This window comes from Pseudomonas sp. SMN5 (assembly GCF_052041925.1).
Taxonomy (GTDB): domain Bacteria; phylum Pseudomonadota; class Gammaproteobacteria; order Pseudomonadales; family Pseudomonadaceae; genus Aquipseudomonas.
On the sequence record NZ_JBKGGX010000005.1, the window covers coordinates 88,059 to 101,196 of the forward strand.

Below are 13,138 nucleotides of genomic sequence, written 5' to 3' on the forward strand. Positions count from 1 at the left end.
CCGCTGACCCTTTTCCAACGCGCCTCACAAGGTTCGCTACGTGATCGAGTTTCAAAACGTCCATAAAACCTACCGGGTTGCCGGTAAGGATATCCCCGCCCTGCATCCGACCAATCTGAGGATTGAGAATGGCCAGGTCTTTGGTCTGATCGGCCATTCCGGTGCGGGAAAAAGTACCCTGCTGCGTCTTATCAATCGCCTGGAAGAGTCCAGCGGCGGCAAGATCATCGTCGACGGCGAGGAGATCACTGCCCTGGACGCCAACGGCTTACGGCGTTTCCGTCAGCAGGTCGGGATGATTTTCCAGCACTTCAACCTGCTGGCCTCCAAGACCGTTGCCGACAACGTGGCGCTGCCGCTGACCCTGGCCGGCGAGTTGTCACGCCATGAAATCGACCAGCGCGTTGCCGAGCTGCTGGCTCGCGTGGGTTTGTCCGACCATGCCAGGAAATACCCGGCGCAATTGTCCGGCGGCCAGAAACAGCGCGTCGGCATTGCACGCGCCTTGGCGACCAAGCCCAAGATTTTGCTGTGCGACGAGGCCACCAGCGCCCTCGACCCGCAGACCACTGCGTCAGTGCTGCAACTGCTGGCGCAGATCAACCGCGAGCTGAAGCTGACCATCGTGCTGATCACTCATGAAATGGACGTGATCCGTCGGGTCTGCGATGAAGTCGGTGTGATGGACGCCGGTGTGATCGTCGAGCAAGGCCCGGTGGCCCAGGTGTTCCTGCACCCCAAGCACCCGACCACCAAGCGTTTCGTCCAGGAAGACGAGCAGATCGACGAAAGCGAACAGCGCGACGACTTTGCCCACGTACCGGGGCGCATCGTGCGTCTGACATTCCAGGGCAACGCGACCTACGCGCCGCTGCTCGGAACCGTCGCTCGGGAAACCGGGGTGGACTACAGCATCCTGGCCGGCCGCATCGACCGCATCAAAGACACCCCCTACGGGCAACTGACCCTCGCCATCACCGGCGGTGACATGGACGCGGCGTTTGCCCGCTTCACCGCAGCCGATGTCCACATGGAGGTGCTGCGCTGATGGAATTTTTTGCAAATATCGACTGGCTGGAAATCTGGCTGGCCACCGGCGACACCTTCCTCATGCTGTTCGGTTCGCTGCTGTTTACCGTACTGCTCGGCCTGCCGCTGGGGGTGCTGCTGTTCCTGTGCAGCCCGCGTCAGTTGCTCGAAGCCCGGGGCGTTTATGCGCTGCTGTCGCTGATCGTCAACATCCTGCGTTCGCTGCCGTTCATCATCCTGTTGATCGTGATGATCCCGTTCACGGTATTGATCACCGGTACCTCGCTGGGCGTAGCCGGGGCGATTCCGCCGCTGGTGGTCGGTGCGACACCGTTCTTCGCCCGCCTGGTGGAAACCGCCCTGCGCGAAGTCGATCGCGGCATCATCGAAGCAACCCAGGCCATGGGCGCAACGACCCGGCAGATCATCGTCAACGCCCTGCTGCCGGAGGCCCGCCCGGGCATCTTCGCCGCGATTACGGTGACAGCCATTACGCTGGTGTCCTACACGGCCATGGCCGGCGTGGTCGGCGCCGGTGGCTTGGGCGACCTGGCGATCCGTTTCGGTTACCAGCGTTTCCAGACCGACGTGATGGTAGTCACGGTGGTGTTGCTGCTGTTGCTGGTCCAGGTCCTGCAAACCGTGGGCGACAAACTGGTTGTGCATTTTTCAAGAAAATAAGGCCTCGCGCCCATAAACCATGAGCCAGCCATTCGCTGGCAGGCGCCGCAAGCGGGCGCCCAAAGGAGTTAGCTGAATGAAGAAATTACTGGTTGCCTTCGCTGCCGTCGCAGCGTTTTCCGCCCACGCCGACACCCTGACCGTCGCGGCCACGCCGGTGCCCCACGCGGAAATCCTCGAATTCGTCAAACCGGCGTTGGCCAAGGAAGGCGTGGACCTCAAGGTCAAGGTCTTCACCGACTACATCCAGCCGAACGTACAAGTTGCCGAAAAACGCCTGGACGCCAACTTCTTCCAGCACAAGCCGTACCTGGATGAATTCAACAAGGCCAAGGGCACACACTTGGTGGGCGTGACCGGCGTGCACCTGGAACCTCTGGGCGCGTACTCCAGCAAGTACAAGAAACTGGAAGAACTGCCGGGCGGCGCCAATGTGGTGATCCCTAACGACGCCACCAACGGTGGCCGTGCGCTTCTGCTGCTGGCAAAAGCCAAGGTGATCACGCTGAAGGATCCGACCAACATCCTCTCGACCACCAAAGACATCATCGAGAATCCCAAGGACCTGAAATTCCGCGAACTGGAAGCCGCGACCATCCCGCGGGTGCTGACCCAGGTTGACTTGGCGCTGATCAACACCAACTATGCGCTGGAAGCCAAACTCGATCCGTCCAAGGATGCGCTGGTGATCGAAGGCAGCGACTCGCCTTACGTGAACATCCTGGTGGCGCGTGAGGATGATAAGGACAGTGAAGCGATGAAGAAGCTGGAGGCGGCGCTGCATAGCCCGGAAGTGAAGGCGTTTATTCTGGAGAAGTACAAAGGCGCGGTTTTGCCGGCGTTCTGATTTGATCGGGTAGTAAAAAAAACGGGGCTGCGGGGGAATGCAGCCCCATTTTTTTTGGAATGTTGATGCCATTTCTCGGAACTCAGTCATAGCAATATGGATAGCCCCATCCGGCCGATAAGAAACACCAGTAAAAAAAGAAACAATATACGAATTAATCCACTCCCATACCGTAAGGCCAAAAAAGTCCCCGTTAAAGCCCCCGCCATATTACACACCGCAACCCATCCACCGATGAGCCACAGCACATGTCCTGAAGGTATAAAAAACAATAGCGCCGCGCTAAACGTTCCCAAGTTGATCAGTTTTGCTGAAGCCGACGCATTGAGGAAATCGTAGCCAAAATATTTGACAAAAATAAATAACAGAAGGCTACCACTGCCAGGACCAAAAACCCCATCGTAAAACCCTACCAACCCACCAAAAAAAATCCCTAATAAGACTTCTCTGGTTCCACACTGAACGTTTGAGTGAACACGCCCTAAATCTTTTTTTGCAAATGTATAGATAGCCATCGCTACCAATATGAAAAAGACAACATATTCCATAATCGCTTTTGGCACGAGCGAAACGGAAAGTGCGCCCAGAAAGGAGAATACAAAGGCTGAAGCCATCGTTGGAAGCATGAGCCTCCAAACGATTTTTATTTTCTTGAGGTAACTGAATATAGAAGAAATATTTCCTGCAAGAACAGCCAGCTTATTGGTTCCAAAAACAGTGCTCAACGAGTAATGGGGCAATGCTTGGAGGAGAGCTGGCACTTGCACCAACCCGCCGCCTCCCACGGCCGCATCTATCATCCCACCGCAAAAAGCAAAAAAGCCCAACGCAACCATGGCATATTCAATTTGCATAAATCACCCGTCCTTGAACCCCCTGGTTTCACTATGCATTATTTCCCAATCACGAACTCACGCCTGCACAGATTTTTTTACTATTCTTTATATATACCAATGATTTTTGATTAATCCTGAAGGTTGCGGCGGGCAACGATCCAACGTCCGAGCCACCATTAAGTGCAGGTAAACGATAGAAAACCTGGACCGGGCGGACAAGCCAGCGGATTCCGGCGTAGGTGTAGGCAGAGGCGCAAGGATGGGTAGCTTGGTGGAAAGGTTAGTGATGGGGGATTAAACAGGAGCGCTTTTTGGATTGTGATTGGAGGTTGGTCTGTGGGAAAGGGGGCTGGGTTGCGGCGGCTGCACAGCCCAGCGTGAGCAAGCACCCTCGCCACGGTGGGCCCGTTTAAGACGGGGGACAACTCGCGCCTGGGTTGGAAATCTCCAAAGCGGGTTTCCATGAGCCATTGCGTTCAAATTTTCATACGAACCGCCTTGGCAGCGTTTCGGCGTATGGCGTTTCGCCTGCCGTCTACGCTGCCAACCCTAGGATCTGCTTCATTGTTTTACACCCGCCATGATAAATTCCCGCCGCGACCTCTAATCACTAGGGGGCATTCAGGGAGAGAAGTAAGTGATCAAGTCTTTGTTGGTTGGGGCATTGCTGGCAATGGCATCCGCGTCAGCATCTGCGATGAGCTGCGATAACCCTAGAAACGCCTATGACAGGACCTATTGCGCGTCGCTGAAAATGGTTCAGTCGGATCAGGAAATCAACGATCAATACAAGAAGACCATGAGTGCGCTGAACCCGGAACAAAAGAAAAAGGTGAAAGCCGCTCAGATCCAGTGGATCAAGATTCGCGACAACGCCTGTTCCAACGATGGCCTGCTTTACCTGGACTGCGCCAACGAGAAGACCGAGGCGCGTATCGTCATCCTCAAAGCTGTCGAGCGCGAGTGCCGTGCGGCCGGTTGCGACGACGCCAAGCTGTCGCAAGTCGAGTAATTCGGCCAAGAGCCGCTGACATCTATCGCTTAGAAGTCGCGATCGGACAAGCGAAGAGTCGTACCGAAAACCCGACGTCAAGCGTCGGGTTTTTCTTTGGCCGATTGTCTGTAGGATTAGTTACGGCTGCTTCGCAACCCAGCGGGAGCAAGCGCCCTCGCCACGGGTTTGGTCCAATCGGGGTTGTGGTGTATTTCAGTTGTTTACGCTAGTGGCAGGGTGCCACAATCGCCACTTTAGCTGCATTACGATCAGGTGGAACACATGGATGGCCCAAGATCTTGCAAAGGCCAGGATTCATTCATCGCCGAACAGGTACGAACGGACCGCTTGCAGCAACTGTTCCGCCAATCCGTCTCCGCGGTGTTGGGGAGCTACCTTGCCGCAATCATGCTCAGTTGGCTGTGTTGGGATCGCCTGGGACATAGCCTGATCCTTGGTTGGCTGGCGATACTGACCGCCTCGACGCTGCTGCGCATCTCAATGTTCGTGATCTATTTCCGCAGCCCGAAAAGCGAACGAACGCCCCAACGCTGGGAACGCAAATACTGGATCACCCTGGTGCTCTCCGCCAGCATCTGGGGCGGCGGGGCGTTCATGGTCATGCCGGCCGACGATCTTCTGTCCCAGGCCCTGGTCATGCTCTTTGCCGTCGGCATGTGCGTCAGCGCCGTGTCCTGCTACTCGGCCTACCGCGACATGACGCTGGTTTCCATCGGCCTGGTCCTGTTGCCGTGCACCGCCTGGTTGCTGTTTCAGCCGTCCACACTTCAAATCGGCATGGCCCTCTCGATCATCGTATTCGCCGCCTTCGCCGCCCGCGCCACCCACAAAATGTCCCAAGCCCTGGAAACCGCCTTTCGCCTGACCCGCGAAATGGAACAGGCCAACAGCATCTCAACCCGCGCCGCCCAGACCGACGAACTCACCGGCCTGAAAAGCCGCCGCGCCTTCTTCGAACACGCCCAACAGCTCTACGACGAATGCGAAGCCAATCGGCTCGGGCTATGCGCGGTGATGTTGGACATGGACCACTTCAAGCACATCAACGACACCTATGGGCATCAGGTCGGGGATCAGGTGCTGCGTCAGATGGGACGGGTGATCAGTTCGTCGTTCCGCTCTACGGATATCCACGGACGGCTGGGAGGAGAGGAATTCGCGGTTTTGCTACCGGATACTTCGATTGAGGTTGCCATCGAGATTGCCGAAGAACTGGTGCAGACGATTGGAGAATTGATGATCGAGCCTGTTCACCGTGTCACCGCCAGCCTTGGCGTGGCCTCGACGGAAGCCGGGCATAAGGATTTGCATAGCTTGATGAACAACGCGGATAAGGCGTTGTATCGGGCGAAGGCGTTGGGGCGCAATCAGGTGGCGGTGGAACAGTAGGGTTCGATTTGCCCTGGGCAAATGTGGGCTACCGCTGACGCGTTGATCTACAGCTACACCATAGCTCAAGGAGCACGCGGTCCCGTGGCGAGGGAGCTTGCTCCCGCTCGGCGGCGCAGCCGTCGCAAACCGGTGAATGCGTTCCAACTGGACGAACCCGGTGGCCTTGTTGAGAACGGAGCTGCACATGATCGCAGCCCCCGTTTTTTTGCAGCCCGCTAAACAATGCTATCCACCACCCCGCCATCAACACGCAACGCCGCACCCGTCGTAGCCGAAGCCTGCTCCGAGCTGGCATAAATAATCATGTTGGCAACTTCCTCAACACGCGCCGCCCGTTGAATGATCGACGTACTCCGATGCTGTTTGACGAAATCCGCCCCCACCTTTTCCAGACTTTCCCCAGTGCGCTCGACATCCGCCTGGAGCATCTGCGCAACCCCTTCGGAAAGCGTCGGCCCGGGCAACACCGAGTTCACCGTAACGCCGGTGCCTGCAAGACGCTTGGCCAAACCGCGAGCGATGGAAAGCTGGGCAGTTTTGGTGAGGCCGTAGTGAATCATGTCGGCCGGGATATTCACGCCCGATTCGGACGAAACAAACACAATCCGCCCCCAGCCGCGCTCGACCATGCCCTGCGCATAGGCCCTGGAAACCCGCACACCGGACATCACGTTGGTTTCGAAGAAGCGCTGCCATTCGCTATCCGGGGTTTCGAAAAAGTCTTCCAGCTTGAAAATGCCCAGGTTGTTGATGACGACGTCAAAGCTTGGGTGTTTGGCAACCAGCGCCTGGCAGCCGGACTCGTTGCTGAGATCGCCGACGAAACCCGTGGCTCTGGAGGCGAGGTCGCCCAGACGCTGCAAGGCGTCCTTGACGCTGCTCTCGCTGCGACCGTTGATGACCACGTTGGCACCGGATTCGAGGAAGCCTTTGGCCGTTGCGAAACCGATACCGCTGGTGGAGCCGGTGACTAGGACGTGACGGCCGGTGAAGTCGATTTTCATGGGAGGGACTCCTTGATGAAGGGACCAGGGGGATCGTGGATTATTTCTTGGACGGATGATGATCCGAGGGATTCAAAATGACCTTTCAGACATTTCGAATACACAACCACCCGACAGCTCCAATATCGCAGGCAGTAATCATGGACACGATTGAGAGTTTTCGCCTGTTCGTGAACAACCCGCTATCAGGAAGCCGACCACACCATTAGCGGAAATAGCCGGCAAACCCGACGCAGGAGGCCGGGTTTGCTGTGTTTCCCGGTTATCGCTGTTCGACGTTATCCAACACCCGATTCGCCATCATCGAACTCAGCTCAATCAGCTGCTGAATCCCCAGCGCCGAATGACGTCGTGAACCATTCAGGTCAAACGCCAGCTCGGCAATCATCGCCTCGGCCGAAGCCAGGGTTTCGCTGAGGTTGGCGAGAAGGCATTCGTTGTCGACGTCTTTGGCGACGGTGAATATCTGGCCGGGTTTGGGTACGTCTTTGGGTTCTGCCGGTTTTGGCGACAGGTAGTGCTCCAGGACGCGCTCGGCGGTTTCGTCGAGTTTCTTAGTATTGGATTTGGCTTGCGAGGAGGCTTGGTCCGCCTTGGGCGGATTGGGCGTCGGTTTGAACATGTGCTGATACTCCATGGTTAAGCCGAAACCTCTTCCCTACTAAAAGAAGGGTGGCGGCTGTACGCAGGTTAGTAGACCGGGGAGATCAGCATTGCCGGCGCGCCGAAGCGCCCTGCGCACAGCCACCATCAAGAGCAGGATTTGAACCTGCCTGGATGAAAGCTCATGCATCTTACTGACACAACCCCGGGCTACTAAACCCGACCACTGATGGGCAGTGGCAGGAAGACAATAGAACCCGGGGGCAAGGCGCACAAGCGGGCGGATTCTGGCGTAGTTGTAGGTAAAGGCGCAAGGATGTGTGGGTGGGTGGACGGGTTTGGGTGGGGGGATAAACAAGGGCTGATTATGGCTGGGGTTGGCTGTAGGAAATGGGTGGTTTGGGTTGGGACTGCTGCGCAGTCCAGCGGGAGCAAGCTCCCTCGCCACGGGAGGTTGGGTCAGTTAGTCATGTGGCAGTTGTCAGGGCGCTATCGCGAGCAGGCTCGCTCCCACAGGGGTTCTCGGTTGTGTGCAGATTCTGCATTCACCCTGAATCCCGGTGGGGCTGATCTTGTGAAGTGGTGGGCCTTCAGTACCAGCGGGCTTCGCCCGGCGGGCGCTTCTTGAAGCGTTTCATGCTCCACATGTATTGGCTCGGGTAGGCACGCACGTAGCGTTCGACCACCTGGCTCATGGCGGCGCAGGCGGTTTCGGTGTCGGTGCTGTACATGGCGTCTGGCGCGGCTTCGAGAATGACTTTGTAGCCGGAGCCGTCGGGCAGGCGCAGGGCATGGAGGAAGACGCCGACCGCTTTGCCACCGGCGAGCATGTTCGGGACGAATTTGCTGGTCAGGGCCTGGGTGGCGAAGAACGGCACGAAAATACCGGCGGATTCGGCCGGTTCCGGGTCGGCGGGGATGCCGACCTGGCCGCCCTTGCGCACTTCCTTGATGACGCTGAGGATGCCTTCCTTGGTGGACGCCGCGACTTTGTTGCCCAGTTGTACGCGCTGCTTTTGCAGCAACTCATCCACCGCCTTGAGCTTCGGCGGGCGATAGAAAATGATCGGTTTGCACTGGCTGCAATAGAAGTGGTTGAGCACTTCCCAGTTGCCCAGGTGGCTGGTGATGCCGACTACGCCTTTGCCGGAGGCCAGCGCGTCTTTAAGCACCTCGAGGCCTTCGACTTCGCGCACCAGTTCGATGGAACGCTGGGCTGGCCAGATCCAGGCGCAGGCGCTTTCGGTCAGGGATTTGCCGATGTCCTTGAGGCTTTGGCCCACCAAGCGCTCGCGCTCGGCCGGGTCCATCTCGGGAAAGCATTTGGCGAGGTTGATCCGCACCACGTCGCGGGAACGGTTGGGCAGCTTCCACATCAGCCAACCGATGGCCGATCCCACCGCTTGCACCGCGCGCCAGGGCAGCAGCGCAAACAACCGCAGAGCGCCGACCAGCAAGGCGCCTTTCAACTTATCCACAGGTCACTCCTGAATTCATGGGCGTGTCGCGAGCCGGCTATTCTAACCGCCGTTTGCCAGCTCGGCGTAGCGGTCACAATCCTGGGTATGATCCATGACCATGCCCGAGGCCTGCATGAAGGCGTAGCAAATGGTCGGGCCGACGAAGGTGAACCCGGCTTTTTTCAGGCCTTTGCTCATCGCCAGGGCTTCGGGGGTGATGGCCGGCACTTCGCTGCGGTCCTTGAAATGGTTGATCAGCGGCTTGTCACCGACGAATGACCAAAGGAATGCCACCGGATCCTCCAGCGCCATCCAGGCCTGGGCGTTGCGGCGGGCGGCCTTGAGCTTGAGGCGGTTGCGGATGATGCCGGGGTCAAGCATCAGATCTTCGATTTCCGCATCGCTCATTTGCGCCACGCGGTGTACGTCAAAGCCGTAGAGCACCTTGCGGTAATGCTCGCGTTTGCGCAGCACAGTGATCCAGGACAGGCCGGCCTGGAACCCTTCGAGCAAAAGCAACTCGAACAAACCCTGCGCATCGCGCAGCGGCGTGCCCCACTCCTGATCGTGATAAGCCATGTACAGCGGATCGTCAGAACACCAAAAGCAGCGTGGCATAAGGCTCCAGGGGGCGTGCGCACGAACGAATCGGGTATACTCCCGCTCTTTAAATCGCAGCCCAAGAAACAGGTGAATTTCGTGAGCCAGCCTACGCCAGCCGTGCGTACCTTCCAAGACTTGATCCTCGCCCTCCAGCAATACTGGGCCGAGCAAGGTTGCGTGGTACTTCAGCCCTACGATATGGAAGTAGGCGCCGGCACTTTCCACACTGCCACGTTCCTGCGTGCCATCGGCCCGGAAACCTGGAATGCCGCCTATGTCCAGCCCAGCCGCCGCCCGACTGACGGCCGCTACGGCGAAAACCCGAACCGCCTGCAGCATTACTACCAGTTCCAGGTGGTCCTGAAGCCGAACCCGGAGAATTTCCAGGAACTGTACCTGGGCTCCCTCAAGCACGTGGGCCTCGACCCACTGGTGCACGACATCCGCTTCGTCGAAGACAACTGGGAATCGCCGACCCTGGGCGCCTGGGGCCTGGGCTGGGAAGTCTGGCTCAACGGCATGGAAGTGACCCAGTTCACCTACTTCCAGCAAGCGGGCGGCATCGAGTGCTACCCGGTGACCGGCGAGATCACCTACGGCCTGGAACGCCTGGCGATGTACCTGCAAGGCGTGGATTCGGTCTACGACCTGGTGTGGGCCGACGGCCCGTTCGGCAAAGTGACCTACGGCGACGTGTTCCACCAGAACGAAGTGGAGCAGTCGACCTACAACTTCGAACACGCCAATGTCGACAAGCTGTTCGAACTGTTCGATTTCTACGAAAGCGAGGCCAAGCGTCTGATCGAACTGGATCAGCCGCTGCCGTTGCCGAGCTATGAAATGGTGCTGAAGGCGTCCCACACCTTCAACCTGCTGGACGCACGCCGGGCGATTTCCGTGACGGCGCGCCAGCAATATATCCTGCGTGTACGCACCCTGGCGCGTTCCGTTGCGCAAGCCTATCTGCTGGCCCGTGCCAAGCTGGGCTTCCCGATGGCGACCCCGGATCTGCGTGATGAAGTGTTGGCTAAGCTGGAGGCTGCACAATGAGTGCTCAAGATTTTCTGGTTGAACTGGGCACCGAAGAACTGCCACCCAAAGCCCTGAACACCCTGGCCGATGCGTTTTTGGCCGGCATCGACAAAGGCCTGCAAGCTGCCGGCCTGAACTTCGAAACCAAACACGTCTATGCCGCGCCGCGTCGCCTGGCCGTGCTGATCACCGGCCTGGCGACCCAGCAGCCGGACCGCAGCATCAACCTCGACGGCCCACCACGCCAGGCTGCGTTCGATGCCGACGGCAATCCGACCCAGGCCGCCCTGGGCTTCGCCAAGAAGTGCGGCGTGGACCTGAGCGAAATCGACCAGAGCGGTCCGAAGCTGCGCTACAGCCAGAGCATCAAGGGCAAGCCGACCGCCAGCCTGTTGCCGACCATCGTCGAAGACTCCCTCAATGACTTGCCTATTCCCAAGCGCATGCGCTGGGCCGCGCGCAAGGAAGAGTTCGTACGTCCGACCCAATGGCTGGTGATGCTGCTGGGTGACCAGGTCATCGATTGCACGATCCTGGCGCAGAAGGCCGGTCGCGACTCCCGCGGTCACCGCTTCCATCACCCCCACAGCGTGCGCATTACCTCGCCGGCCAACTACTTGGCCGACCTGCGGGCCGCCTACGTGCTGGCCGACGCCAACGAGCGCCGCGAACTGATCAGCAAGCGCACCGAAGAGCTGGCGACCCGCCAGGAAGGCACCGCCATCGTGCCGCAGGATTTGCTCGACGAGGTGACCGCCCTGGTGGAATGGCCAGTGCCGCTGGTGTGCTCGTTCGAGGAACGTTTCCTTGAAGTGCCCCAGGAAGCGCTGATCACCACCATGCAGGACAACCAGAAGTATTTCTGCCTGCTGGACGCCGAAGGCAAATTGCTGCCGCGTTTCATCACCGTGGCCAACATCGAGAGCAAGGACCCGGCACAGATCATCGCCGGTAACGAAAAAGTCGTTCGCCCGCGCCTGACCGACGCCGAGTTCTTCTTCAAGCAAGACAAGAAACAGCCGCTCGAAAGCTTCAACGAGCGCCTGCAGAACGTGGTGTTCCAGGAAAAACTCGGCAGCGTCTACGATAAGGCAGAGCGTGTGTCGAAGCTGGCGGCGTACATTGCGCCGCGTATCGGCGGCGACGCCCAGCGTGCGACGCGTGCCGGCATCCTGTCCAAGTGCGACCTGTCCACCGAGATGGTCGGTGAGTTCCCGGAGATGCAAGGTATCGCCGGCTACTACTACGCCCTCAACGACGGCGAGCCGCAAGACGTGGCCCTGGCGCTGAACGAGCAGTACATGCCCCGCGGCGCCGGCGCTGAACTGCCAAGCACCCTGACCGGTGCAGCCGTGGCAATCGCCGACAAGCTCGACACTCTGGTCGGCATCTTCGGCATCGGCATGCTGCCCACCGGCAGCAAAGACCCGTATGCCCTGCGTCGTGCGGCGTTGGGCGTGTTGCGGATCCTGATCGACAAGCAACTGGACCTGGACCTGAACGACGCCGTGGCCTTTGCCGTCAATGCGTTCGGCAGCAAGGTCAAGGCCGCCGGCCTGGCCGATGCGGTGCTGGAATTCATCTTCGACCGCCTGCGTGCGCGTTACGAAGACGAAGGCGTCGATGTCGCGACCTACCTGTCGGTGCGCGCCCTGAAGCCAGGCTCGGCCCTGGACTTCGACCAGCGCGTACAGGCGGTGCAGGCCTTCCGCAAACTGCCGGAAGCGGCGGCGCTGGCGGCGGTGAACAAGCGTGTGTCGAACCTGCTGGGCAAGGCCGAAGGCAACATCGCGAGCACCGTCGAAGCCAAGTACTTCGACAACGCCAACGAGTTCTCCCTGTACTCTGCGATCCAGCAGGCGGACCAGGCGGTCCAGCCGATGGCGGCGGCGCGTCAGTACAGCGAAACCCTGGCACGCCTGGCGGCTTTGCGTGAGCCGGTGGATGCGTTTTTCGAAGCAGTGATGGTCAATGCCGAAGACGCCAATGTACGGGCCAACCGCTACGCGCTGCTGGCGCGTCTGCGTGGCCTGTTCCTCGGCGTTGCCGACATTTCGCTGCTGGGGTAATCCTTGAAACTGCTGATTCTCGATCGGGACGGGGTGATCAATCACGACTCCGACGCTTACATCAAATCGGTGGAGGAGTGGTTGCCGATCGAAGGCTCGATCGAAGCCATCGCGCAGTTGAGCAAGGCCGGCTGGACGGTGGCGGTCGCCACCAACCAGTCGGGCATTGCTCGCGGTTACTACGACCTGGCCGTGCTGGAGGCCATGCACGAGCGTTTGCGTGCACTGGTGGCGGAGCAGGGCGGCGAGGTCGGCTTGATCGTTTATTGCCCACACGGGCCGGATGAAGGCTGCGATTGCCGCAAGCCCAAGCCGGGCATGCTGAAAACCATTGCCGCGCATTACGACGTGGCACTGGCGGGTGTGTGGTTCGTCGGCGACAGCCTCGGTGACCTGGAGGCGGCCAAGGCCGTCGATTGTCAGCCAGTTTTGGTAAAGACCGGAAAAGGCCAGAAGACCTTGGGCAAGACCCTGCCGGTAGGCACCTTGATTTTTGACGATCTGGCGGCGATTGCCGCTGAACTTATCCACAACTAGGGCTCCCAAGACATCCTGATCAGGGATTGT

Annotated in this window: 13 protein-coding genes; 8 read left to right on the plus strand and 5 right to left on the minus strand. The window is 59.0% G+C overall.

What is annotated here, in order from left to right:
- Positions 1–40 precede the first annotated feature (40 nt).
- From ACLEJR_RS06810 to ACLEJR_RS06820, 3 genes are all read left to right on the plus strand, one after another.
- The gene (locus ACLEJR_RS06810) at positions 41–1,048 is read left to right on the plus strand and encodes a methionine ABC transporter ATP-binding protein (RefSeq protein WP_440812923.1); all 1,008 of its coding nucleotides are present in this window, start codon (positions 41–43) and stop codon (positions 1,046–1,048) included.
- Entirely contained in the window at positions 1,048–1,710 is a 663-nt protein-coding gene (locus ACLEJR_RS06815) for a methionine ABC transporter permease (protein ID WP_440812926.1), read from the plus strand. Before ACLEJR_RS06810 ends, ACLEJR_RS06815 begins: the two co-directional genes overlap by 1 nt.
- Positions 1,711–1,786: 76 nt before the next feature.
- Positions 1,787–2,557 carry a MetQ/NlpA family ABC transporter substrate-binding protein gene (locus tag ACLEJR_RS06820; protein ID WP_440812929.1) on the plus strand — a complete coding sequence of 257 codons (771 nt, stop codon included), beginning with the start codon at positions 1,787–1,789 and terminating at the stop codon, positions 2,555–2,557.
- Positions 2,558–2,643: 86 nt separating this feature from the next.
- Here the strand turns inward: ACLEJR_RS06820 and ACLEJR_RS06825 are convergent, their stop codons facing one another.
- Complete coding sequence (locus ACLEJR_RS06825) at positions 2,644–3,411, minus strand: sulfite exporter TauE/SafE family protein (RefSeq protein WP_440812932.1); 768 nt, start codon at positions 3,409–3,411, stop codon at positions 2,644–2,646.
- A gap of 679 nt (positions 3,412–4,090) precedes the next feature.
- On the opposite strand from ACLEJR_RS06825, the gene ACLEJR_RS06830 reads away from it, so the two are divergent.
- Entirely contained in the window at positions 4,091–4,405 is a 315-nt protein-coding gene (locus ACLEJR_RS06830; protein ID WP_440794566.1) for a lysozyme inhibitor LprI family protein, read from the plus strand.
- 264 nt (positions 4,406–4,669) lie between these two features.
- Complete coding sequence (locus ACLEJR_RS06835; protein WP_440794568.1) at positions 4,670–5,797, plus strand: diguanylate cyclase; 1,128 nt, start codon at positions 4,670–4,672, stop codon at positions 5,795–5,797.
- 218 nt (positions 5,798–6,015) lie between these two features.
- Here the strand turns inward: ACLEJR_RS06835 and ACLEJR_RS06840 are convergent, their stop codons facing one another.
- The 4 genes from ACLEJR_RS06840 to ACLEJR_RS06855 all read right to left on the minus strand — a co-directional run bounded on the left by ACLEJR_RS06840 (position 6,016) and on the right by ACLEJR_RS06855 (position 9,485).
- Positions 6,016–6,804 (minus strand): SDR family NAD(P)-dependent oxidoreductase, encoded by a 789-nt coding sequence (locus ACLEJR_RS06840; protein WP_440812935.1) that lies wholly within the window; start codon positions 6,802–6,804, stop codon positions 6,016–6,018.
- A gap of 262 nt (positions 6,805–7,066) precedes the next feature.
- Entirely contained in the window at positions 7,067–7,426 is a 360-nt protein-coding gene (locus ACLEJR_RS06845) for a DUF6124 family protein (protein WP_440812937.1), read from the minus strand.
- A gap of 571 nt (positions 7,427–7,997) precedes the next feature.
- Complete coding sequence (locus ACLEJR_RS06850) at positions 7,998–8,885, minus strand: lysophospholipid acyltransferase (protein ID WP_440794574.1); 888 nt, start codon at positions 8,883–8,885, stop codon at positions 7,998–8,000.
- A gap of 42 nt (positions 8,886–8,927) precedes the next feature.
- The gene (locus ACLEJR_RS06855) at positions 8,928–9,485 is read right to left on the minus strand and encodes a DNA-3-methyladenine glycosylase I (RefSeq protein ID WP_440794576.1); all 558 of its coding nucleotides are present in this window, start codon (positions 9,483–9,485) and stop codon (positions 8,928–8,930) included.
- Between the two features lie 81 nt (positions 9,486–9,566).
- On the opposite strand from ACLEJR_RS06855, the gene glyQ reads away from it, so the two are divergent.
- Genes glyQ through gmhB form a run of 3 tightly spaced genes read left to right on the plus strand, consistent with a single transcriptional unit; the run spans position 9,567 to position 13,108 of the window.
- Complete coding sequence (gene glyQ / locus ACLEJR_RS06860) at positions 9,567–10,520, plus strand: glycine--tRNA ligase subunit alpha (protein WP_022641565.1); 954 nt, start codon at positions 9,567–9,569, stop codon at positions 10,518–10,520.
- Positions 10,517–12,571, plus strand: coding sequence for a glycine--tRNA ligase subunit beta (gene glyS, locus ACLEJR_RS06865; protein ID WP_440812940.1), 2,055 nt, complete (start codon positions 10,517–10,519; stop codon positions 12,569–12,571). The genes glyQ and glyS overlap by 4 nt, the downstream gene beginning before the upstream one ends.
- A 3-nt stretch (positions 12,572–12,574) precedes the next feature.
- The gene (gene gmhB, locus ACLEJR_RS06870) at positions 12,575–13,108 is read left to right on the plus strand and encodes a D-glycero-beta-D-manno-heptose 1,7-bisphosphate 7-phosphatase (RefSeq protein WP_440794580.1); all 534 of its coding nucleotides are present in this window, start codon (positions 12,575–12,577) and stop codon (positions 13,106–13,108) included.
- The last annotated feature ends 30 nt before the right edge of the window (positions 13,109–13,138 follow it).

Bases quoted from the DNA above. Each gene is read 5' to 3' on its own strand.
- ACLEJR_RS06815 (WP_440812926.1), top strand. From the start codon at position 1,048: ATGGAATTTTTTGCAAATATCGACTGGCTGGAAATCTGGCTGGCCACC.
- ACLEJR_RS06820 (WP_440812929.1), top strand. From the start codon at position 1,787: ATGAAGAAATTACTGGTTGCCTTCGCTGCCGTCGCAGCGTTTTCCGCC.
- ACLEJR_RS06825 (WP_440812932.1), bottom strand. From the start codon at position 3,411: ATGCAAATTGAATATGCCATGGTTGCGTTGGGCTTTTTTGCTTTTTGC.
- ACLEJR_RS06830 (WP_440794566.1), top strand. From the start codon at position 4,091: ATGAGCTGCGATAACCCTAGAAACGCCTATGACAGGACCTATTGCGCG.
- ACLEJR_RS06835 (WP_440794568.1), top strand. From the start codon at position 4,670: ATGGATGGCCCAAGATCTTGCAAAGGCCAGGATTCATTCATCGCCGAA.
- ACLEJR_RS06840 (WP_440812935.1), bottom strand. From the start codon at position 6,804: ATGAAAATCGACTTCACCGGCCGTCACGTCCTAGTCACCGGCTCCACC.
- ACLEJR_RS06845 (WP_440812937.1), bottom strand. From the start codon at position 7,426: ATGTTCAAACCGACGCCCAATCCGCCCAAGGCGGACCAAGCCTCCTCG.
- ACLEJR_RS06855 (WP_440794576.1), bottom strand. From the start codon at position 9,485: ATGCCACGCTGCTTTTGGTGTTCTGACGATCCGCTGTACATGGCTTAT.
- glyS (WP_440812940.1), top strand. From the start codon at position 10,517: ATGAGTGCTCAAGATTTTCTGGTTGAACTGGGCACCGAAGAACTGCCA.